Source organism: Pseudomonas fluorescens (assembly GCF_902497855.1).
GTDB lineage: Bacteria > Pseudomonadota > Gammaproteobacteria > Pseudomonadales > Pseudomonadaceae > Aquipseudomonas > Aquipseudomonas fluorescens_BI.
Genome location: NZ_CABVHU010000012.1, coordinates 1 through 19,198 on the forward strand (window position 1 = coordinate 1; position 19,198 = coordinate 19,198).

Consider the following 19,198-nt stretch of genomic DNA (forward strand, 5'->3'; position numbering starts at 1 on the left):
GTCTGACTCCACAAGCACCCACACGAATTGCTTGATTCAGTTGTTAAAGAGCGGTTGGTTAAGATCTTTCGTCTCAACCGAGGCGCGCATTCTACGCTTTCCTCTGCTGCTGTCAAGCGGTTATTTTTAGAAGCTTTCAAAGTTTCCTTTGCAACTTCAACCACTTGCGCTTCCGATCTCTCGTCAGCGGGAGGCGAATTCTACAGCGTTAGTCGCTGCTGTCAACACCTCTTTTTCTCCGCTTTCGACCGAGAAGATCGAACCGTCAAAAGAGCCAAACAACACCGCTCTCTCAACTCCTTCTGGGCTTCGATGAACTGAAGCAACCCGCTGCCGAAAACTGCGTAACTCTTTGTTTACCAAGGAGTTTTCCGTTTCGACTGCGCCGGAAGTGGGGCGAATTATAGACTTCCAGAATCTGCCGTCAACCCCTGATTACGCTTTTCTATCAAGATCGTCAAAAACGCCGCTTATATATAGACGCGCCTGCAACGAATGCGCAGTATATTGCCCAACTACACTCTCGCTTTCCTCTTCGGACGATGCCACGCATGAATGACCACCCCCGCAGCCTTGCCTCGACCCTGTTCTCGGTTGGCCTGCTATTAATAGCCATGGCATCGATCCAGTCCGGAGCCTCCCTGGCCAAAAGCATGTTTCCCGTTGTGGGCGCTCAAGGGACCACGGCCCTGCGCCTGGTTTTCGCCAGCGTGATCATGCTGTTGATACTGCGACCATGGCGGGCGACGCTCACGGCGAAATCCCTGCGCACCGTCATCGTCTACGGCATGGCGTTGGGCGGCATGAACCTGCTCTTCTATATGTCCTTGCGCACCGTGCCCCTGGGCATCGCGGTGGCACTGGAGTTCACTGGTCCCCTGGCGGTTGCCATCTATGCCTCACGACGGGCCATTGATTTTGTGTGGATCGCCCTGGCTGCCGTCGGCCTGATGCTATTGATACCGACTGGAGCCACCTCCGCCAGTATTGACCTGGCAGGTGCCGGATATGCCTTGGGGGCGGGCGTCTGCTGGGCGCTGTATATCCTGTTCGGGCAAAAAGCCGGTGCCGACAATGGCGTGCAGACCGCTGCACTGGGGGTGATGATTGCCGCATTGTTCGTCGCCCCGATCGGCATCGTCCACGCGGGCGCCGCCCTGCTGACTCCGTCGCTGATCCCCATCGCCATTGGTGTCGCCCTGCTGTCCACCGCAGTGCCCTACACATTGGAGATGGTCGCCCTCACCCGCATGCCGGCCCGGACCTTTGGCACGTTGATGAGCATTGAACCTGCGTTCGGCGCATTGTCCGGCCTGCTGTTCCTCCAGGAATACCTCTCGCTGTCACAATGGATGGCTATCCTGTGCATCATTTTGGCGTCCGTCGGTGCGACCATGACCATGGGCAACGCCGTCAAGCCCGCCGTCGCGGCGGATTGATATCAGCATTTAACGAGGGTCTGGTATTTACCGCGCAATTAGGCCATGTTTAGCCCCGTAATCCGGTGCCAGGCATGGATTTTTAACGAAAGGGACATCGGACACGCTTGCAGCGAAAGCGAATACGGCCAGACCCGGGCATCAAGATCCGGGACGCTATAAGGACAGTAATGAAACGAATTTTGATACTGATCGCCGTACTGGCGGTTGCGGGCTGCGCGGCGACGTCGAAACCCACAATCAAACATGGCAAGAAAGGGCTGCATATCAACTGTTCCGGGCTGTCGTCATCCTGGGACAAGTGTTACACCAGCGCTGCCAATTCGTGTGCACCCAAAGGTTACAAGGTCATCGCCAAGTCGGGGGACTCGGTGGAAGAACCCGGCGACTATCCATTTGGTCTCAATCCTGCCGGCTACACCAGCCGCAGCATGATCGTCATCTGCAAATAGGCCGCCTGGTCAGGTTCGCGGGCCTGCGATCTGGCGGCCAATCTCTTCATGACTGGACATCAGCACCCTGCGCTGCAGCTCTGGAGTGGCCAGCATGCGCGCCACGACCAGCGCACCGATGCATTGCGACAGTATCGCCCAGGCCAGGCTGTCACTCCCCAGGACCTGCGCCCAACTCTCCTGCAACTGACAAATCCAATGCTCCGCCTGCTGGCGAATCGTAATGTCCGAACGGGCAATCTCCGCGCCCAGGGCCGGTAACGCACAGCCGGAGCCCGGATGCTCGACATGGGCCATGGTCAGGTAATGCTTCAGGCAACGTTCAAGCTTGCCCCGATCCTGTTCAGCCCCCAGCCGAGCCAGGCTTTGGCTTAACTCGCGCTCGACGATGGACGCGAACAGTTCATCCTTGGACGAAAAGTGGCTGTAAAAAGCCCCGCCGCTCAAGCCGATCGCTTTCATCAAGCCGTCGACACCTACCGTTGCAAAACCGGATTGCTTGGCCGACACCGCACTGCTTTGCAGCAGCTTCTCTTTGGTTTCCTGCTTGTGACTGGCCGAGTAACGCATTGCCTTGCCCTCAGAGTTGATCGCCTTGACGCCTGCCGAATCGTAGCATAACGTTCGTTTAGTTAACGATCGTTTATCAAAGGGATCTACCATGAACAATCAGAAGGTCGTACTGGTGGTCGGCGCAGGGGATGCCACTGGCGGCGCCATCGCCAAGCGTTTTGCCCGGGAAGGCTTTGTGGCCTGTGTCACTCGGCGCAGCGCGGACAAACTCCAGCCACTGGTGGAGGCCCTCCAGGCCAGTGGCGCACAAGCCCACGGATTCGCCTGCGACGCGCGCAAGGAAGAAGAGGTGATTGCGCTGGTCGAACAGATCGAAACCGAGATCGGGCCGATTGAAGCGTTCGTCTTCAACATCGGCGCCAATGTGCCGTGCAGCATTCTCGAAGAAACCGCCCGCAAGTATTTCAAGATCTGGGAAATGGCCTGCTTCTCAGGGTTTCTCAATGGCCGTGAAGTGGCCAAGCGCATGGCCAAGCGTCAACGCGGCACCATCCTGTTCACCGGCGCCACCGCCGGCTTGCGCGGTGCGGCGGGGTTTGCGGCCTTTGCCGGCGCCAAACACGGGATTCGCGCGCTGGCCCAAAGCATGGCCCGGGAACTGGGCCCGATGAATATTCACGTCGCCCATGTCGTCGTCGACGGCGCCATCGATACGGACTTCATCCGTGACAGCTTTCCGGAGAAATACGCGACCAAGGCGCAGGATGGCATCCTCAACCCCGAGCATATCGCCGAGAACTATTGGTACCTGCACAGCCAGCCCCGGGACGCCTGGACCTTCGAACTGGACTTGCGCCCTTGGAATGAGCGTTGGTAAGCCCTCCCCTACAACAATAAGCAGAGCACATCGACCATGAGCAAAACCCTGGAGTTCTTTTTCGACCTCGGTAGCCCCGCGACCTACCTGGCCTATACCCAGCTGCCGAAAATCTGCGCGCAGACCGACAGTCGCCTGATCTACATTCCGATCCTGCTGGGTGGCGTCTTCAAAGCCACCGGTAACGCCTCCCCGGCCACCATCCCGGCCAAGGGCCGCTATATGTTTCAGGATCTGGAACGCTATGCCCGGCGCTACGGCGTGCCACTGAAGTTCAACCCGCACTTTCCCATCAATACCCTGATGCTCATGCGCGCCGTCACGGGCATGCAGTTGCGCCATCCGGAACGCTTTCAGGCTTTCATCGACTGCCTGTTCCACGCCCTCTGGGCTGAAGGCCGCAGCCTCGATGATCTGGCGACGGTCGCGTCGGTGCTGACCCGGAACGGCTTCGATCCGGATGAAGTGCTGGCCCTGACCGGCGATGAGCAAGTCAAAAACGCACTCAAGGACAACACCGAGAAAGCGGTGCAACGGGGTGTGTTCGGCGCACCGAGCATGTTTGTCGGTGATGAGTTGTTCTTTGGCCAGGATCGGCTGGAGTTCGTGCTTGAGGCCCTGAGTCAGGTCTAGACAATGAGTTCAGGCGCTGGCAACAGCGCCCTGAACTCACGCCCATCAAATAGCCGCGGTCCGGGTGTTCAACCACTCCAGGGCTGTACCGTCGAGCAAGGGGCTCAGGCGTTCGCGCACCTCGGCGTGGTAAGCGTTGAACCACTGCTTTTCATCTTCGGTCAGCAGCGACGGTTCCAGGCAGCGAGTGTCGATCGGGCACAGGGTCAGGGTCTCGAACTTCAGGAACTCACCAAATTCGCTCTTGCCCGCCTCGCAATTCAATACCAGGTTCTCGATCCGTACGCCCCAGCGGCCCGGACGGTAAGTGCCCGGTTCGATGGAGGTGATCATGCCTGGCTGCATGGCCGTTTGCGGCGCGGCTGCCGCCTGATAGGCGATGACCTGCGGTCCTTCGTGCACGTTGAGGAAGTAGCCGACGCCATGACCGGTGCCGTGACCGTAGTCGACGCTGTCGGCCCAGATCGGCGCACGGGCGATGGCATCCAGCAATGGCGACAGAATGCCTTTCGGGAATTGTGCCCGGGACAAGGCAATCACTCCTTTGAGTACCCGCGTGCAATCGCGTTTCTGCTCATCCGTCGGCGTGCCGACCGGGACCATCCGCGTGATGTCGGTGGTGCCGCCCAGGTATTGGCCGCCGGAATCGATCAGCAGCAGACCGTCGCCCTCGATCACCGCGTGCTCTTCTTCGGTGGCGTGGTAGTGCGGCATCGCGCCATTGGCGTTGAATGCGGCAATGGTGTTGAAGCTCAGGGACACATAACCCGGGCGTCGGGTACGCGCGGCCGTCAGGTGTTCGTCGATGGTCAGTTCGGTAATGCGCTCACGGCCCCATGCCGACTCCAGCCAGGCGAAGAATTCGCACAACGCCGCGCCGTCCTGCTCCATGGCCTGGCGAATGTGCTCGGCATCGGCCAGGCTTTTTTGCGACTTGGCCAATGTCGTCGGGTTCAGGCCCTCGACCAATTTCACGCCGCTGTCCAGGTTTTCCAGCAGACCCGCCGTCACCCGCGCCGGATCGACTTGCAGGCTGGCGCCGCTCGGGACGGCACGCAAGGCGTCGGCCACTTCGCTGTAATCGCGAAGGGTCACGCCGTCCTGTTCGAGGACTGCGCGCAGTTCGCTATCGACCTTGCTCAAGGCGACGAACAAGGTGGCTTGCTGCTGGTTGATCAAGGCGAAAGAGACGAACACCGGGTTGAACGACACATCGCCGCCGCGCAGGTTGAACAGCCAGGCGATGTCATCGAGGGTGGCGATGAAATGCCAGTCGGCACCGCGCGCCTTCAATACTTCGCGCACCTTGGCGAGCTTCTCGCCGCGGCTGACAGTCGCCTGCGGCGGCAAGTGTTGATAGATCGGCTCGTTCGGCAGGTTCGGGCGGTCGCGCCAGACTTCGCTCAGCAGGTCGATGTCGGTACGCAGGCGGGCGCCGCGCTCTTCGAGCTTGCCACCCAAGGTACGCGCCGAGGCCACGGCCATCACGGCACCATCCACCGCGACGACGCCGCCTTCAGGGGTTTGCTCGGCCAGCCAGTCCAGCGGGCCGGGTTGACCCGGCTGCAGCTTGACCAGTTCGATGCCGCTGCCCTGGAGTTCCTTGGTCGCTTGTTCCCAGTAACGACTGTCAGCCCAGACGCCGGCAAAGTCCCTGGTCACGATCAGCGTACCGACCGAGCCATGGAAGCCCGACAACCACTGCCGCCCTTGCCAATAACCCGGCAGGTATTCCGACAGGTGCGGGTCGGCCGACGGCACCAGCAGAGCGTGAATCCCCTCCCGGCTCATCAGTTCGCGGGTGTGCGCCAGGCGCTCGGGCACCGATCCATTGATCGAAGGCTGCGTACTCATCGTGTCTCCTGCTAACCACTTCATCATTATTGTCGAGTGCCGATCCAAGCCGGCGCTTTATGGCCCTGTCGCCCAGAATGCCGGAGCACTGGCGCAGGCCGATTTGATCAGGTGTACCGCTTGATCGATGTCCTGCTCGGTGGTGAAACGTCCAAGGCTCAAGCGGATGGTGCGGCTCGCCGAGCGGGCGTCGTGTCCCAGGGCCAGCAGTACATGGGAGGGCGCATTGCTCGCGGAGTTACAGGCCGAGGTCGCGGAAAAGGCGATCGAGGCGCTCAACGTCGCAGAGCTGAACTCGCCTTCGTTGAAGGTCAGGCTCAGGGTATGGGGAATGCGCCGGGTCGGGCTGCCATTGAGGCGGATACCGGGAATGCCCAGCAGCGGCTCGAGCAGACGTTCGCGCAGACGCTCGACCATGGCTTTTTCTTCATCGAACAATTGCCCCGCCAACGCGAAGGCCAAGCCCATGGCAGCAATCTGGTGGGTCGCCAGCGTTCCGGAGCGCAAACCACCTTCGTGGCCGCCACCGTGGATCTGCGCCTGCAGGCGCTGCTGCGCGCGCGGGCCGACGTACAACGCACCGATGCCTTTGGGGCCATAAATCTTGTGGGCGGAAAACGACATCAGGTCCACCGGCCATTCGGCCAGGTCGATCGCCACTTTACCCGCACCCTGAGCCGCGTCGACATGGAACAACGCATCGCGATCGCGCACGACCTGGCCAATGGCGGGGATGTCATTGACGGTGCCCAACTCATTGTTGACCAGCATCAGCGAGACCAGGAAGGTGTCCTCGCGCAGTGCTTCGCTGACGGCTTGCGGGGTAATCAGGCCTTCGGCGTCAGGCACCAGATACGTCACTGCAACACCGGCGTCCTGCAATTGTTTCGCCGTATCGAGGATAGCCTTGTGTTCGATCTGGCTGGTGATGATATGGCCGCCGCCAACGCCGCGGGCCTGGGCCACGCCCTTGAGCGCAAGATTGTTCGATTCGGTGGCGCCGGAGGTCCAGACGATCTGCTCCGCCTGGGCACCGACCAGCTCCGCCACCTGACGCCGCGCCTGCTCGACCGATTGCCGGGCCTGCTGGCCGAACGCATGGGCGCTGGAGGCCGGGTTGCCGAAATTGCCGTTGAAACCCAGACATTCGATCATGACCTGGATGACCCGCTCATCCACCGGCGTGGTGGCGGCGTAGTCGAAATACAGTGGACGTTTATTCATAAATGACTCGCAGAGCGTGTTCCGGGATCGGGAAGCTCGTTACCGAACGGTCGAGGCGCAACCTCGTGAGCTGCGCCGATCGTCCGGAACCTTAGAAATACCTGATCGGAGGCCGTTAAAGAAGAACAACTTCATTTAAAAGTGCGTAGGAACGCTCCTGAAGTCGAGCTTAACAGGCATAGGGCAACCGGTTGAAGCAATGCTCAGCTAAAGCTTTCGAGCAATATCGGATAGAGCGAAGCCACCAGCAACGCGGCCATGCCCCAATTGAACAGGCGCAACCAGCGGCGATCCTTCAGCACGTTGCGCAACAGCGTGCCGCAAGCGGCCCAGACACCGACGCTCGGCAAGTTGATCAGGGCAAAGACCGCGGCAATCACGATCACGTTGGTGAAATAGCCCTGCAGGGGCGTGTAAGTGCTGATGGCACCGATCGCCATGATCCAGGCCTTGGGGTTGACCCACTGAAACGCCGCCGCCCCCAGGTAGCTGATCGGCTTGGCGTCGCTCTGCCCGGCATCCGAGACCGGGCCTGAATGCGCGATTTTCCACGCCAGGTACAGCAAATACGCGGCACCGATGTAACGCAGCACGGTGTAAAGCAATGGATAGGTTTGAAACACCGCGCCCAGGCCGAAACCCACGGCCACGACTAACACGAAGAAACCGCAGGTGATGCCCAGCATATGGGGGATAGTCCGGTTAAAACCGAAGTTCACTCCCGATGCCAGCAACATGGTGTTGTTCGGGCCCGGGGTGATCGAGGTCACCAGGGCAAACAGGGCGAAACCCAGCAGCAGATCGAGCGAGAGCGTCATCGGTGGCAGTCCATCAGGGGCAGTCAGGTATTGACCCTATCGCACACCTTGCGCGAAACCCATGGACAGTTGGGTGAAACTTCGAGCAGTACAGTCGCTCAGCTCGGGCGACCGTGAAGTTGCACGGCACGTTCGGCGTTCATTTCGGCTTGTTTGTCGAAGCTGAACGACTGCTGCGGCTCGCCCAGCAGTTCAGCTTTTCTGGCGTGGTATTCATCGAAGGACAAGCCACGACGATTCAATGCCTCCAGCGCCAGTTCCTTGCTTTCTTCAGCGGTGTAGGGCCGCAGTTCCGGGGAACCGTGGCTGGCACATCCGGCAAGGACGGAAGCGGCAAGCAGCAGGAAAGTGGCGAGTAGGTGTTTCATGGTCTGGCGTCCTGACATCCGGGTTCGAGGCAATGAACACAGGCTACTCGCGCCATTGGATGGACAGAAATCAACGCTCTCGATAGTGGGTATTGGATTTGGCTAACGTTGCAGCGGGAGCTCATAGGAGCAGACGCATGGTTACCGCAGGTTGCGATTTTTTTGTGAACTTGATGGCTGTCAGAGATCAAAATCAAGAGATCGCAGCCTGCGGCAGCGCCTACACTTTCGGCCGCAGACCGACAAAACCTCGTCAACTCACAACAAAAAGGGAGATCCGTCATGAGCGTCAAACCTATTCCAGAGGGTTATCACAGCGTCACCCCGTATCTGGGCATACAGAAAGCGGCTGAAGCCATCGAGTTCTACAAGAAAGCCTTTGGCGCCACCGAAGTCATGCGCCTGTCCATGCCGGATGGCGGCATCGGCCACGCTGAACTGCGCATCGGCGATTGCCCGATCATGCTGGGCACGCCTTGCGATCAAGGGCCGTTGAGTAACCCGGACACATCGCCCTCCGTTGGGCTGCACCTGTACGTGAACGATGTGGACAAGTCCTTTAAACAGGCGATTGCAGCAGGCGGCACGGTGGTGTCCGAGGTCAAGGACCAGTTTTATGGCGACCGCTCCGGGACCTTGAAGGATCCCTATGGGCATTTGTGGTTCCTGGCTACGCACAAGGAGGACCTGACTCAGGAGCAGATTGAGCAGCGGGCCAGGGAGATGTTTCAACAGGGTTGAAATCTTCGGTGACGTGTCGGGCCTCTTCGCGAGCAGGCTCGCTCCCACATGGATCTTCTGTGAACTCACTTATATGTGAACGCCCAAGATCAACTGTGGGAGCGAGCCTGCTCGCGAAGAGGCCCGACCCGTCACCGCCGGCCTCCTTGAACACACTTCATGAACAATCGCACCACACTTTGCGACTTGTCCTTGCGCGCCGACAATTTCAGGATGCAGGCCACTACAATAAGGAGTCACCCCATGTTTGCCGGATTCCTCAAAGACCAGCGCCACGTCAACGGTGTGGACATTGCCTGCCGCATCGGCGGCAGCGGGCCGGGCCTGCTGCTGTTGCACGGTCACCTGCAGACCCACGTCATCTGGCACAAGGTCGCCGAACAACTGGCCGAGCACTTCACGGTGGTCGCCGCCGACCTGCGCGGTTATGGCGACAGCAGCAAACCACCGGCCGACGACCGGCACAGCCACTATTGCAAGCGCGAAATGGCCAGGGACAGTGTGGAGCTGATGAAGTCCCTTGGCTTCGAGCGGTTCTCGGTACTGGCCCACGACCGTGGCGCCCGGGTGGCCCATCGCCTGGCGCTGGATCATCCCGCCGCCGTGCACCGCATGGTGCTGCTCGACATCGCACCCACCCTGGCGATGTATGCACAAACCAACGAAGCCTTCGCCCGCGCCTACTGGCACTGGTTCTTCCTGATCCGCCCCGCGCCATTGCCGGAAACCCTGATCGAAGCCGACCCCGAAGCCTATCTGCGCAGCGTAATGGGCAGTCGCAGCGCCGGGCTCAAGCCCTTCACCGCCGAGGCCTTTGGCGAATACCTGCGCTGCCTGACACTGCCGGGCGCCGCCCGCGGTATCTGCGAGGACTACCGCGCCAGTGCCAGCATCGACCTGGAGCATGACCGCGCAGACATCGACGCCAGTCATCACCTGGATCTGCCATTGCTGGTGCTGTGGGGCGCCGAAGGTACGGTCGGGCGCTGTTTCGAACCGCTCAAGGAATGGCAACAGGTGGCCACCGATGTCCGTGGCAAGGCGCTGCCCGCCGGCCATTACATCGCTGAAGAAGCCCCTGAATTGCTGCTCACCGAAGTGCTGGGTTTCCTGCTCTGACCTCGAGACTTCTCTGAGCTGAATCTTCCCCGCACTGGCCCTCATCGACCGGCGCGGGGGTGTCCTGTCCAAAGAAAACCGGTTTTCGCGAAACACGAAACATTTTCTTTCATATCCCCCTTCGGGATTTCCGATGCTCATTCGTCTTATATAGATGCAGTCGGGCCGCGTAGGCAAAAGCCACGGCCGGACCTTCCATGGACCTCAACGCTGGGAAGCCCGCAGCAGAGGCCCTCTCATCGAAACAAGACCTTTAATCATGTCGAAGAAATCCCGCTCAAAACTCTGGTTTCTGGTGCATAGCTGGCTGGCCCTGCCCATCTGGTTTTTCGTGCTGATTGTCTGCGTGACCGGCACCCTGGCGGTGGTCAGCCAGGAAATCGTCTGGCTGGCCAACCCGCAGATGCGCGCCAGCCAGCCTTCGGACGATGCGCCGCTGCTCAGCTATGACCAGATCATCGCCGCCATCAAGAAGGCCGAACCCAACACCCTGGTCGAGTCCATCAGTCGGCCTGACGAAGCACACTTCGCCCTCGACGTGGAGGTCAGCTACCCCGACGGTCGTTCGGTGACGGTGTACGTCAACCCGTACACCGGCATGATCCAGGGCACGGCCCCGCAGTTCAATTTCAAGGCCTTTACCCGCGCCCTGCATGGCTGGTGGCTGGTGCCGTTCACCAACGGTTACAGCTGGGGCTGGTACCTGGTGTCGTTCCTCAGCCTGCCGTTGCTCGCGTCCCTGGTCACCGGGCTGGTGGTCTACAAGCGTTTCTGGAAGGGCTTTCTGCGACCGACCCTGCGCATTCGTCAAGGCGCCCGGATCTTCTGGGGCGACTTTCACCGCCTCAGCGGCATCTGGTCGATCTGGTTCATCGCGGTGATTTCCGTCACCAGCACCTGGTTCCTGATCGAAGCCTTCATGTTCGATAACCAGATTTCGATTTCCACCGCGCCGGTGGCGTTGGTGGTCCCGCGCGAAAGCGTGCCGATGACCGCCGATGGCGCGCCGGCGCCGATGATCAGCCTGGAGGCCGCGATTGCGCAGGCCAAGGCCAGCATTCCAGGGCTGGAAGACAGTTTCGTCAGCCTGCCCGCCAATGCCTACAGCTACCTGTCGGTGGGAGGGCGCAGTTGGTACCCGCTGATGTTCCAGACCGCGGAGATCAACCCGTACACCGGCGACGTCGGCGCGACCCGCCTGCTGTCGGACCGCTCGGGCCTGGAACTGGTCACCGAATCCATGCGGCCGCTGCACACCGGCGATTTCGGTGGCCTCTGGATCAAGCTGATCTGGTTCTTCTTCGGCCTGATCCTGAGCATGATGGTGCTCAGCGGCCTGTTGATCTGGACCAAACGCACCGCCCTGGCCACGGCCAATGCCCTCAAGCGCGGCAACAAAGCCCCACGCAAACAGACCGCTGCGGCCACCAGCCGTGAAACCACGGAGGTCAGCCAATGAGCCTGTTCGCCGCAGAAAAACCAGGCTCGAAATTGAGCCGTTTCTGGCACAAATGGCGTTTCCACATCAACGTCCTGCTGTTGCTGGTGCCACTGGGGTTCATGCCCAAGTACTTCGCCGATGCCGCACTGTTTCGCGGTGATACGGGCCTGGGCGAGCGGGAAGTCGGTGAGGTTCAGGTCGGGCCCTGGAGCCTGCGCCTCGCCGAGCTGCGCAATGAAGCGCCAAGGCTCGATGGCCCGGCCGGCTATATGAAGAACTTCAACGCGGCGCTGTGCGACAGCTGCCGCGATCAGGTCAAGGCGACTTACCTGCGTATCGGCAAGCCACGCAGCCTGCGCGCCGCCGGGGTGATTTTCTTCGGCACGCCGTACCGCATGGGGGCGATGCTGCCGATCCCCGAGAAAACCAAGGCCGACGCCGAGCTGTGGATCACCATGGAAGGCTGGGACGGCACTATGCACCAGGCATCCATCCCGCTGAGCCAGGCCTCCCCGGCTACTCTCGCCTGGCTGAACCAACAAGGAGGCAAACCATGATCATCCGTCCTCTGAGCGCCGCGTTGCTGGTGCTTTGCGCCGGTTTCAGCGCCAGCGCCCTGGCCCACAACCCGATGTGCGAGTGCAAGGCCATCGATGCCGAGCAGATCCGGTGCACCGGCGGCTTTTCCGATGGCAGCGGCGCGCCGGGCGTAACCCTGGATGTGATCGGCTACGACGAAACCATCCTGGTGCCGGGCAAGCTCGGTGCCGATTCGACCCTGACCTTCAAGAAGCCCGGCGCCGAGTTCTACGTGCTGTTCGACGCCGGTCCCGGTCACGTCGTCGAGATCGACCAAGCGGACATCGAGGCCCCATGAGCACCCCAACCACCCACGTCGTCCGCCCGGCCGGAGCCGGCCATGAAACCCTTTATGTGCTGCTGTTGTGCCTGATGATCCTGGCGGTGGCCGGCTCGGTGGTCGCCTGGCGCCATGAATCCCAGGCAGTGAGCAACGTCAACAGCCATCAACTGGATGCCCGTCGCGACCTGAGCGCCTCCGAGCAAGGCATCTACGCCGACCTGCGGGTGACGCTGGACGAAATTCACCTGCTGCGCCAGGAACAGCAAACCCTGCCGACGCCTGAAGTCCTAGCCGACGAAGGCTTCGCCCCGTTTGCAAGGGACGCCAGCTCCGTCAGCCGTGGCGGCCATGCCTGGCAATTGCTCGAGGCCAGGGCTTACTTCGGTCAGAGCCAGGCACCCACGGTGGCCGGCTCGTTTCTGATGCGCCTGAGCGCTGACGATGATGCGCCGGACATCTGGCTCAACCCCGGCAAAACCCTCGCTGCCCCGACTGACCTCTCCGACGCCGCGCTCGAAAGCGCCGGCTGGCAGCCGATCGTCGCGCAATTCGATGCCGGCGTGACCCGCCAGCACCGGCACTGAACCCTCGCCTTCACCCGAGAGAAGACCGCTTTCCCATGCCTAGTTCATCTCAACGCTCATTGCTGCGCCTGCTGCTGGTTGGCCTGCTCGCCTGCCTGCTGTCACCCCTGGCCAGTGCCGACGAGGCCAAGCGCCTGCGCATCGGCATCACCCTGCACCCTTATTACAGCTATGTGGCCAACATCGTCGGCGACAAGGCCGAAGTCGTGCCGCTGATCCCGGCCGGTTTCAACCCGCATGCCTACGAGCCCCGTGCCGAAGACATCAAGCGCATCAGCGGCCTGGACGTGGTCGTGCTCAATGGCGTCGGCCATGACGACTTCGCCGACCGCATGATTGCCGCCAGCGAAACGCCGAACGTCCCGGTGATCGAAGCCAATGAAAACGTCCCCTTGCTGGCCGCCACCGGCGTCGCCGCCCGCGGTGCCGGCAAGGTCGTGAACCCGCACACCTTCCTGTCGATCAGCGCCTCGATTGCCCAGGTCAACAACATCGCCCGGGAACTGGGCAAGCTCGATCCGGCCAACGCCAAGACCTACACCCAGAACGCCCGCGCCTACGGCAAACGCCTGCGGCAGATGCGCGCCGACGCCCTGGCCAAACTGACCCAGGCGCCAAACGCCGAACTGCGGGTGGCAACAGTGCATGCGGCGTATGACTACCTGCTGCGCGAATTCGGCCTCGAAGTGACCGCCGTGGTCGAGCCGGCCCATGGCATCGAGCCAAGCCCGAGCCAGCTGAAAAAGACCATCGACCAATTGCGTGAGCTGGACGTGAAAGTGATCTTCTCGGAGATGGATTTCCCGTCTACTTACGTCGAGACCATCCAGCGTGAATCCGGGGTGAAGCTCTATCCGCTGTCGCACATTTCCTATGGCGAGTACACGGCTGACAAGTACGAAAAGGAAATGACCGGCAACCTCAATACCGTGGTCCGGGCGATCCAGGAGTCCGGCGCATGACGGCGAAAGAAACACTCAGCGAATCCCCTGTGGGAGCGAGCCTGCTCGCGAAGGCGTCCAGTCAGTCAACATCATCGCTAAATGAGATACCGCAATCGCGAGCAGGCTCGCTCCCACAAGTTTCCGGGCCGACGCTTGATTTCGCGGAGGTCAGCCTGACGCTGGGCCGCACGACGATCCTCGACCAGGTGACTTTCCAGGTCCGGCCCGGCAGCGTGCATGCGCTGGTCGGTCCCAACGGGGGCGGCAAAAGCTCGCTGATCAAGACCCTGCTCGGGCAGATGCCGCATCAGGGTCGCCTGAGCCTGCACTGGCCGGGTACGCCCGGGACCATCGGCTATGTGCCGCAAGCATTGGAATTCGACCGCGGCCTGCCGATGACCGTCGACGATTTCATGGCCGCGATGTGCCAGCGGCGCCCGGCGTTCCTCGGTTTGAGTAAGCATTACGCGGCCGCGATCGGTGAAGCACTGGAGCGGGTCGGCATGCAGGACAAGCGCAAACGACGCATGGGCGCCTTGTCCGGCGGCGAACGCCAGCGCGTGCTGTTGGCTCAGGGTCTGATCCCGGCGCCGCAATTGCTGGTGCTGGATGAGCCGATGTCGGCCCTCGATGAGGCGGGCATCCGGGTGTTCGAACGGTTGCTCGGCGACTGGCGCCAGAGCGGCATCACCGTGCTGTGGATCGAGCATGACCTGGAAGCGGTCGGGCGCCTGGCCGATCGCGTCACCGGACTCAATCGCCGGGTACTGTTCGATGCTACTCCGCAACAGGCCCTGACGCCGGAACGCCTGCTGACCCTGTTCTCGACCCATCCACGGAGCGCTGCCTGATGAGTTACGAAGCCTTTCGCTTGACGGTCCAGGGTTGGGCCTCCTCGGGTTATCTGCCCGAGGCGCTGGCCTACGGATTCGTGGTCAACGCCCTGCTCGCCGGCTTGCTGATCGGCCCGGTGCTGGGCGGCCTGGGCACGCTGGTGGTGGTCAAGCGCTTCGCGTTTTTCTCCGAAGCGGTGGGTCACGCGGCATTGACCGGCGTGGCCATCGGCATCCTGCTCGGGGAACCCTACACCGGACCTTACGGCAGCCTGTTCGGCTACTGCCTGTTGTTCGGCATCCTGCTCAACTACCTGCGCAACCGCACCGGCCTGGCGCCGGATACCTTGATCGGCGTGTTTCTCTCGGTATCCCTGGCATTGGGTGCGAGCCTGCTGCTGATCCTTGCCGGCAAGATCAACGTGCACATTCTGGAAAACGTCTTGTTCGGCTCGGTGTTGACGGTCAACGGCAATGACCTGCTGGTACTGGCCATTGTCGGTTCGCTGGTGATGGCGCTGGCCCTGCCGCTGTACAACCGCATCATGCTCGCCAGTTTCAACCCGCAACTGGCGGCGGTGCGCGGTGTGGCGGTGAAGACCCTGGATTATCTGTTCGTGATTCTGGTGACCCTGATCACCGTGGCCGCGGTTAAAGTCATCGGCGCGATTCTGGTCGGCGCCCTGCTGGTGATTCCGGCGGCCGCGGCACGCTTGCTGAGCCAGTCGTTGAAGGGCTTCTTCTGGTGCTCGGTACTGATCGCCACGGTCAGCACCCTGTGCGGGATTCTCGCACCGATTGTCTTCGACCTGCCTATCCCGTCCGGTGCCGCGATCATTCTGGTGGCCGGTATCGCCTTCGCCCTGGCCGCCATTGCCCGTGGCGTCGTCCCAAGTCTGAAAGGGAACCTTGGATAAATGTCTTTTTCTCTGCGTCAATTGAGCCTGGCAGTGGTCTTCACATTGCCCCTGTGCGGGCTGGTCCATACAGCCAATGCGGCGGACGGCGCCAAACCGTTGCGCGTGCTGGCGTCCTTGCCGATCACTTACGGTCTGGGCGAAGTCTTGCTCAAGGGCACTGACATCAGCCTTGAACGGGCGGCGCCGGCGAACCTGCCTGGCAGCCGTCAGACCGCCTACTTCACCGGACGTGGCGCGCCGGCGCTGGCCAAACTGGCGAGCGATGCCGATGCGGTCATCGGTCTGCGGTCGCTGTGGGCGGATGATCCGCTGTACCCGATCTCCCGGCGCAGCAATATCCGTATCGTCGAAGTCGATGCCGCCCGCCCGGTGGACGGCGCCCTGCCCGGCATCGCCGTGCAGCCGGACAACAAGGTCGACGGGTTGAACAGTCAGCCGTGGTTTTCCAGTAACAACATGGGGCGGATGGCAGACGTGATGGCGGCGGATCTGGTGCGCCTGGCGCCGGAGGCCAAGCCGCAGATCGAGGCCAACCTGGCGGCGCTGAAACAGCGCTTGCTCAAGTTCAGCGCCGATAATGAGTCGCGTCTGGCCAGTGCCGACAACCTCAGTGTGATGAGCTTGAGCGACCACTTCGGCTACCTGATTGGCGGGCTCAATCTTGAGCTGATCGGCGTCGATGCGCGACCGGATGCCGAGTGGACACCTGAAGCGCTCAAGGCATTGGGCGCTACGCTGAAAGACAATGATGTGGCGGTGGTGTTGCATCATCGACAGCCTTCAGAGGCGGTGAAAGCGGTGATTGCCGAGGCTGGGAGTCGGTTGGTGGTGTTGAGCGTGGATGCGGCGGACCCGGTGGCGGAGCTGGAGGGGAATGTGGATTTGCTCATCAAAGGATTGAGCGGGGGATAGCATCTGTAGGAGCCGGCTTGCCGGCGAAGGCGTCTTCATGTGCGATGCATGTCTTGAAGCCGTTTTCGCTGCGGTGCGGCGATCCGACAAGCCAGCGCCTGCACGTTGATCGGAGTACCTCTGCGGGACGGGAGATGGTCAGGCACCGCGGCTCTCAGACCAAAAAAAAGCCCGCTGACCTTACCGGACCAGCGGGTTTTTTTTGCATGCCGACTCAGTGAGCCACAGTCGCCTGCTCTTCCATCTTCTGCCGCAGGCTCAGCGGACGCATGTCGGTCCAGGTCTCTTCGATGTACGCCAGGCATTCCTTTTTCAGACCGCTTTTACCCACGGTGCGCCAGCCTTGCGGCACGGCCTTGTAATCGGGCCAGATCGAGTATTGCTCTTCGTGGTTGACCACGACCTGAAAGAGGATGTCCTCGCGGTCGAATACTGACGTCATGGTGTGTCTCCATCGCTGTAGGGGTGGGCTGCACTGCGTGCGCAGCCGGTCTGTAGAAGGAACGTTCGAGGGGCCGGAAAATTTACAGGCCGGCGGTCGCTGCAGCCATGGCCCGGCCGAAAATCTCGGCGACCCGATCGATTTCCGCAGCGGTAATCACCAGCGGCGGCAGGAAGCGCACCACGCCGCCGTGACGGCCGCCCAGTTCGAGGATCAGCCCGCGCTTGAGGCATTCGCGCTGCACCAGCGGCGCCAGGCGAGCAAAGATCGGCGGGTGCCCCTGGGCATCCGGTGCGCCGGTCGGGTCGACCAGTTCTACGCCAAGCATCAAGCCACGACCGCGGATGTCCCCCAATTGCGGGAAGTCCCGCTGCAGGATGCGCAGGTGTTCGCTCAAGCGTTCGCCCATGGCGGTGGCATGCTCGCAGACTCGGTGTTCGGTCAGGTAACGCATCACCGCGGAGCCCGCCGCCATCGCCATCTGGTTGCCGCGGAAGGTCCCGGCATGGGCACCCGGAAGCCAGGTGTCGAGCCAGTCGCGATAGACCACCACCGCCAGCGGCAGGCTGCCGCCGATGGCTTTGGACAGCACCACCACATCCGGAATGATCCCGGCATGCTCGAAGGCGAACATCTTGCCGGTGCGGGCGAATCCGCTCTGGATCTCATCGACGATCAGCGCCACGCCAGCCTTCTCGGTGATGCGGCGCAAGCCACGCAACCAGTCGAGATCGGCCGGGATCACCCCGCCCTCGCCCTGCACCACTTCGACGATCACCGCCGCCGGCAACTGCACGCCGGCTTCCGGGTCATTGAGCAGGTTTTCCAGGTAATTGAGGTTCACCTGCACCCCTTGCGCACCGCCGAGACCGAACGGGCAGCGGTAATCATAGGGGTACGGCATAAACTGCACGCCGCTGCTCAGCAAGGCGCCCAAGGGTTTTTTCGGCCCCAGGCTGCCCATCAGGCTCAGCGCGCCCTGGCTCATGCCGTGGTAACCGCCCTGAAACGACAGCACGGTGCTGCGGCCCGTGGCGGTGCGCACCAGTTTCAGCGCCGCTTCTACCGCGTCGGTGCCGGTGGGACCGCAGAACTGGATTTTCGCTTCAGTGGCCAAGGCAGGTGGCAGCAGGCCGAACAGATCCTGGACAAACCGATCCTTGACCGGGGTGGTCAGGTCGAGGGTGTGTAATGGCAACTCATCGCTCAGCACTTGCTGGATCGCTTCGATCACTACCGGGTGGTTATGCCCCAGCGCCAGCGTGCCAGCGCCGGCCAGGCAGTCGATAAACGTTCGACCTTCGACGTCCTCGACGTAGATGCCCCTGGCGCGCTTGAGTGCCAGGGGAATGCGGCGCGGGTAGCTGCGGGCATTCGATTCCTGCTGGCTCTGGCGGGCCAGCAACGGCGATTCGTTGAACTGATAAAGCACCTCGGTCGGCGCCGGAGCGATCCGGGCCGGCTGATCTTGCACAAGGCTGGTAGCGACTGACATCTCTCGACCCCTAATAAAGGTTTTCCTGTTGTGGAAACGCATCAGGGTCGCGGGGATTTAGCCCTCTGATCAGCTTTGCGTAAAGGGGGCGACAAGCCTTTGTGCATGGGAATCGCTTGCAGGCCCGCGACCAGGAACGATTGGGCGCAAGGCCGGTAGCCCAGATGTCGGTAAAACGCTTCGCCGGTGCGGGTGCTGTTGAGTCGCGCCTGGCACCAGCCCTGATTGGCCAGCCAGCCTTCAAGGTCCTGTACCAGCGCTTGCCCGGCCCCCCGTCGAAACCATTCCGGCTGTACATAGCAGAAGGCGATCCTGCCGCTGATCGAGGCCATGGCAACGCCGACGGGCTTGTCTTGCAGCAGGGCGATATTGAGGTATAACCGCGGGTCGCTGAGCCAGGGCTGGATGTGTTCGATGGTCTTGCTATGGGTCCAGGTGGCAACGGTTTGCGGATGGTTGCGGTGATCGAGCGCGCAACCGACGCGGATGGAGCGCTCGACGATGCGGCTGATGATGCCGGCGTCGGCGGCGGTTGCCTTGCAGATGTGTATCGATGCATCCATGGCGCTGTTACCTCAATCCATTGAGTCAAAGCTGGCGGAGACGATAGCGCCGGAGGGGGCTCGAATGCCAATGGAGAGGAGTTACATTTGATGAGCGACACAGATCCCTTGTAGGAGCCGGCTTGCCGGCGAAGGCGGTGTGTCAGGCGCCGTTGATGGTGCGG

At 61.6% G+C, this 19,198-nt stretch carries 22 protein-coding genes; 14 read left to right on the plus strand and 8 right to left on the minus strand.

All coding sequences use genetic code 11. The annotated features are described in order from the left end of the window. Positions 1-551 precede the first annotated feature (551 nt). The gene (gene rhtA / locus F8N96_RS22410) at positions 552-1,439 is read left to right on the plus strand and encodes a threonine/homoserine exporter RhtA (protein ID WP_150799668.1); all 888 of its coding nucleotides are present in this window, start codon (positions 552-554) and stop codon (positions 1,437-1,439) included. A gap of 170 nt (positions 1,440-1,609) precedes the next feature. After that, positions 1,610-1,891: a hypothetical protein gene (locus tag F8N96_RS22415; RefSeq protein ID WP_128870961.1), complete on the plus strand. Its 282-nt coding sequence runs from the start codon at positions 1,610-1,612 to the stop codon at positions 1,889-1,891. A gap of 9 nt (positions 1,892-1,900) precedes the next feature. Here the strand turns inward: F8N96_RS22415 and F8N96_RS22420 are convergent, their stop codons facing one another. Continuing rightward, complete coding sequence (locus F8N96_RS22420) at positions 1,901-2,461, minus strand: TetR/AcrR family transcriptional regulator (RefSeq protein WP_150799669.1); 561 nt, start codon at positions 2,459-2,461, stop codon at positions 1,901-1,903. Positions 2,462-2,552: 91 nt separating this feature from the next. Between F8N96_RS22420 and F8N96_RS22425 the strand changes: the two genes are divergently transcribed. Both F8N96_RS22425 and F8N96_RS22430 read left to right on the plus strand, forming a co-directional pair. Continuing rightward, a complete protein-coding gene (locus F8N96_RS22425; protein ID WP_150799670.1) occupies positions 2,553-3,281 on the plus strand; it encodes an SDR family oxidoreductase in 729 nt (242 codons plus the stop codon). 36 nt (positions 3,282-3,317) lie between these two features. Next, positions 3,318-3,914 carry a 2-hydroxychromene-2-carboxylate isomerase gene (locus F8N96_RS22430; RefSeq protein WP_150799671.1) on the plus strand — a complete coding sequence of 199 codons (597 nt, stop codon included), beginning with the start codon at positions 3,318-3,320 and terminating at the stop codon, positions 3,912-3,914. A gap of 45 nt (positions 3,915-3,959) precedes the next feature. Here the strand turns inward: F8N96_RS22430 and F8N96_RS22435 are convergent, their stop codons facing one another. The 4 genes from F8N96_RS22435 to F8N96_RS22450 form a co-directional block, all read right to left on the minus strand. After that, on the minus strand, positions 3,960-5,768 hold the full coding sequence (locus F8N96_RS22435) for an aminopeptidase P family protein (protein WP_150799672.1): 1,809 nt from the start codon (positions 5,766-5,768) through the stop codon (positions 3,960-3,962). 57 nt (positions 5,769-5,825) lie between these two features. Continuing rightward, positions 5,826-6,992 (minus strand): cysteine desulfurase family protein, encoded by a 1,167-nt coding sequence (locus tag F8N96_RS22440; RefSeq protein ID WP_150799673.1) that lies wholly within the window; start codon positions 6,990-6,992, stop codon positions 5,826-5,828. A gap of 203 nt (positions 6,993-7,195) precedes the next feature. After that, the gene (locus F8N96_RS22445; RefSeq protein ID WP_150767268.1) at positions 7,196-7,810 is read right to left on the minus strand and encodes a LysE family translocator; all 615 of its coding nucleotides are present in this window, start codon (positions 7,808-7,810) and stop codon (positions 7,196-7,198) included. A 98-nt stretch (positions 7,811-7,908) separates the two neighbouring features. Then, positions 7,909-8,178 (minus strand): DUF547 domain-containing protein, encoded by a 270-nt coding sequence (locus F8N96_RS22450; protein WP_150799674.1) that lies wholly within the window; start codon positions 8,176-8,178, stop codon positions 7,909-7,911. Positions 8,179-8,460: 282 nt separating this feature from the next. On the opposite strand from F8N96_RS22450, the gene F8N96_RS22455 reads away from it, so the two are divergent. The 10 genes from F8N96_RS22455 (at position 8,461) to F8N96_RS22500 (ending at position 16,534) form a co-directional block, all read left to right on the plus strand. Then, positions 8,461-8,919, plus strand: a complete 459-nt coding sequence (locus tag F8N96_RS22455; protein ID WP_150799675.1) for a VOC family protein — start codon at positions 8,461-8,463, stop codon at positions 8,917-8,919. A gap of 243 nt (positions 8,920-9,162) precedes the next feature. Beyond that, a complete protein-coding gene (locus tag F8N96_RS22460; RefSeq protein WP_150799676.1) occupies positions 9,163-10,038 on the plus strand; it encodes an alpha/beta fold hydrolase in 876 nt (291 codons plus the stop codon). A 259-nt stretch (positions 10,039-10,297) separates the two neighbouring features. Beyond that, complete coding sequence (locus F8N96_RS22465; protein WP_150799677.1) at positions 10,298-11,497, plus strand: PepSY-associated TM helix domain-containing protein; 1,200 nt, start codon at positions 10,298-10,300, stop codon at positions 11,495-11,497. Then, positions 11,494-12,036: a thiamine pyrophosphate-binding protein gene (locus F8N96_RS22470; RefSeq protein ID WP_150767263.1), complete on the plus strand. Its 543-nt coding sequence runs from the start codon at positions 11,494-11,496 to the stop codon at positions 12,034-12,036. Before F8N96_RS22465 ends, F8N96_RS22470 begins: the two co-directional genes overlap by 4 nt. Then, positions 12,033-12,356 carry a hypothetical protein gene (locus tag F8N96_RS22475; protein WP_150799678.1) on the plus strand — a complete coding sequence of 108 codons (324 nt, stop codon included), beginning with the start codon at positions 12,033-12,035 and terminating at the stop codon, positions 12,354-12,356. Before F8N96_RS22470 ends, F8N96_RS22475 begins: the two co-directional genes overlap by 4 nt. Next, positions 12,353-12,925 (plus strand): DUF6162 family protein, encoded by a 573-nt coding sequence (locus F8N96_RS22480; protein ID WP_150799679.1) that lies wholly within the window; start codon positions 12,353-12,355, stop codon positions 12,923-12,925. Before F8N96_RS22475 ends, F8N96_RS22480 begins: the two co-directional genes overlap by 4 nt. A 35-nt stretch (positions 12,926-12,960) precedes the next feature. Then, positions 12,961-13,887, plus strand: a complete 927-nt coding sequence (locus F8N96_RS22485) for a metal ABC transporter substrate-binding protein (RefSeq protein WP_150799680.1) — start codon at positions 12,961-12,963, stop codon at positions 13,885-13,887. Further along, entirely contained in the window at positions 13,884-14,720 is an 837-nt protein-coding gene (locus F8N96_RS22490; RefSeq protein ID WP_150799681.1) for a metal ABC transporter ATP-binding protein, read from the plus strand. The genes F8N96_RS22485 and F8N96_RS22490 overlap by 4 nt, the downstream gene beginning before the upstream one ends. Further along, on the plus strand, positions 14,720-15,619 hold the full coding sequence (locus tag F8N96_RS22495) for a metal ABC transporter permease (RefSeq protein ID WP_064598224.1): 900 nt from the start codon (positions 14,720-14,722) through the stop codon (positions 15,617-15,619). The genes F8N96_RS22490 and F8N96_RS22495 overlap by 1 nt, the downstream gene beginning before the upstream one ends. After that, complete coding sequence (locus tag F8N96_RS22500; protein ID WP_150799682.1) at positions 15,620-16,534, plus strand: metal ABC transporter substrate-binding protein; 915 nt, start codon at positions 15,620-15,622, stop codon at positions 16,532-16,534. Positions 16,535-16,748: 214 nt separating this feature from the next. Here F8N96_RS22500 and F8N96_RS22505 read toward each other — a convergent pair whose 3' ends face one another. From F8N96_RS22505 to F8N96_RS22515, 3 genes are all read right to left on the minus strand, one after another. Continuing rightward, positions 16,749-16,976, minus strand: a complete 228-nt coding sequence (locus F8N96_RS22505; RefSeq protein ID WP_150767258.1) for an MbtH family protein — start codon at positions 16,974-16,976, stop codon at positions 16,749-16,751. 82 nt (positions 16,977-17,058) lie between these two features. Beyond that, positions 17,059-18,471 (minus strand): aspartate aminotransferase family protein, encoded by a 1,413-nt coding sequence (locus F8N96_RS22510; RefSeq protein ID WP_150799683.1) that lies wholly within the window; start codon positions 18,469-18,471, stop codon positions 17,059-17,061. A 41-nt stretch (positions 18,472-18,512) separates the two neighbouring features. Further along, entirely contained in the window at positions 18,513-19,034 is a 522-nt protein-coding gene (locus F8N96_RS22515) for a GNAT family N-acetyltransferase (RefSeq protein WP_150799684.1), read from the minus strand. Positions 19,035-19,198: the final 164 nt, after the last annotated feature.

Excerpts from the sequence above, each read along its gene's own strand:
- rhtA (WP_150799668.1), top strand. The coding sequence starts at position 552 with ATGAATGACCACCCCCGCAGCCTTGCCTCGACCCTGTTCTCGGTTGGC.
- F8N96_RS22415 (WP_128870961.1), top strand. The coding sequence starts at position 1,610 with ATGAAACGAATTTTGATACTGATCGCCGTACTGGCGGTTGCGGGCTGC.
- F8N96_RS22420 (WP_150799669.1), bottom strand. The coding sequence starts at position 2,461 with ATGCGTTACTCGGCCAGTCACAAGCAGGAAACCAAAGAGAAGCTGCTG.
- F8N96_RS22425 (WP_150799670.1), top strand. The coding sequence starts at position 2,553 with ATGAACAATCAGAAGGTCGTACTGGTGGTCGGCGCAGGGGATGCCACT.
- F8N96_RS22430 (WP_150799671.1), top strand. The coding sequence starts at position 3,318 with ATGAGCAAAACCCTGGAGTTCTTTTTCGACCTCGGTAGCCCCGCGACC.
- F8N96_RS22435 (WP_150799672.1), bottom strand. The coding sequence starts at position 5,768 with ATGAGTACGCAGCCTTCGATCAATGGATCGGTGCCCGAGCGCCTGGCG.
- F8N96_RS22440 (WP_150799673.1), bottom strand. The coding sequence starts at position 6,992 with ATGAATAAACGTCCACTGTATTTCGACTACGCCGCCACCACGCCGGTG.
- F8N96_RS22445 (WP_150767268.1), bottom strand. The coding sequence starts at position 7,810 with ATGACGCTCTCGCTCGATCTGCTGCTGGGTTTCGCCCTGTTTGCCCTG.
- F8N96_RS22450 (WP_150799674.1), bottom strand. The coding sequence starts at position 8,178 with ATGAAACACCTACTCGCCACTTTCCTGCTGCTTGCCGCTTCCGTCCTT.
- F8N96_RS22455 (WP_150799675.1), top strand. The coding sequence starts at position 8,461 with ATGAGCGTCAAACCTATTCCAGAGGGTTATCACAGCGTCACCCCGTAT.
- F8N96_RS22460 (WP_150799676.1), top strand. The coding sequence starts at position 9,163 with ATGTTTGCCGGATTCCTCAAAGACCAGCGCCACGTCAACGGTGTGGAC.
- F8N96_RS22465 (WP_150799677.1), top strand. The coding sequence starts at position 10,298 with ATGTCGAAGAAATCCCGCTCAAAACTCTGGTTTCTGGTGCATAGCTGG.
- F8N96_RS22470 (WP_150767263.1), top strand. The coding sequence starts at position 11,494 with ATGAGCCTGTTCGCCGCAGAAAAACCAGGCTCGAAATTGAGCCGTTTC.
- F8N96_RS22475 (WP_150799678.1), top strand. The coding sequence starts at position 12,033 with ATGATCATCCGTCCTCTGAGCGCCGCGTTGCTGGTGCTTTGCGCCGGT.
- F8N96_RS22480 (WP_150799679.1), top strand. The coding sequence starts at position 12,353 with ATGAGCACCCCAACCACCCACGTCGTCCGCCCGGCCGGAGCCGGCCAT.
- F8N96_RS22485 (WP_150799680.1), top strand. The coding sequence starts at position 12,961 with ATGCCTAGTTCATCTCAACGCTCATTGCTGCGCCTGCTGCTGGTTGGC.
- F8N96_RS22490 (WP_150799681.1), top strand. The coding sequence starts at position 13,884 with ATGACGGCGAAAGAAACACTCAGCGAATCCCCTGTGGGAGCGAGCCTG.
- F8N96_RS22495 (WP_064598224.1), top strand. The coding sequence starts at position 14,720 with ATGAGTTACGAAGCCTTTCGCTTGACGGTCCAGGGTTGGGCCTCCTCG.
- F8N96_RS22500 (WP_150799682.1), top strand. The coding sequence starts at position 15,620 with ATGTCTTTTTCTCTGCGTCAATTGAGCCTGGCAGTGGTCTTCACATTG.
- F8N96_RS22505 (WP_150767258.1), bottom strand. The coding sequence starts at position 16,976 with ATGACGTCAGTATTCGACCGCGAGGACATCCTCTTTCAGGTCGTGGTC.
- F8N96_RS22510 (WP_150799683.1), bottom strand. The coding sequence starts at position 18,471 with ATGTCAGTCGCTACCAGCCTTGTGCAAGATCAGCCGGCCCGGATCGCT.
- F8N96_RS22515 (WP_150799684.1), bottom strand. The coding sequence starts at position 19,034 with ATGGATGCATCGATACACATCTGCAAGGCAACCGCCGCCGACGCCGGC.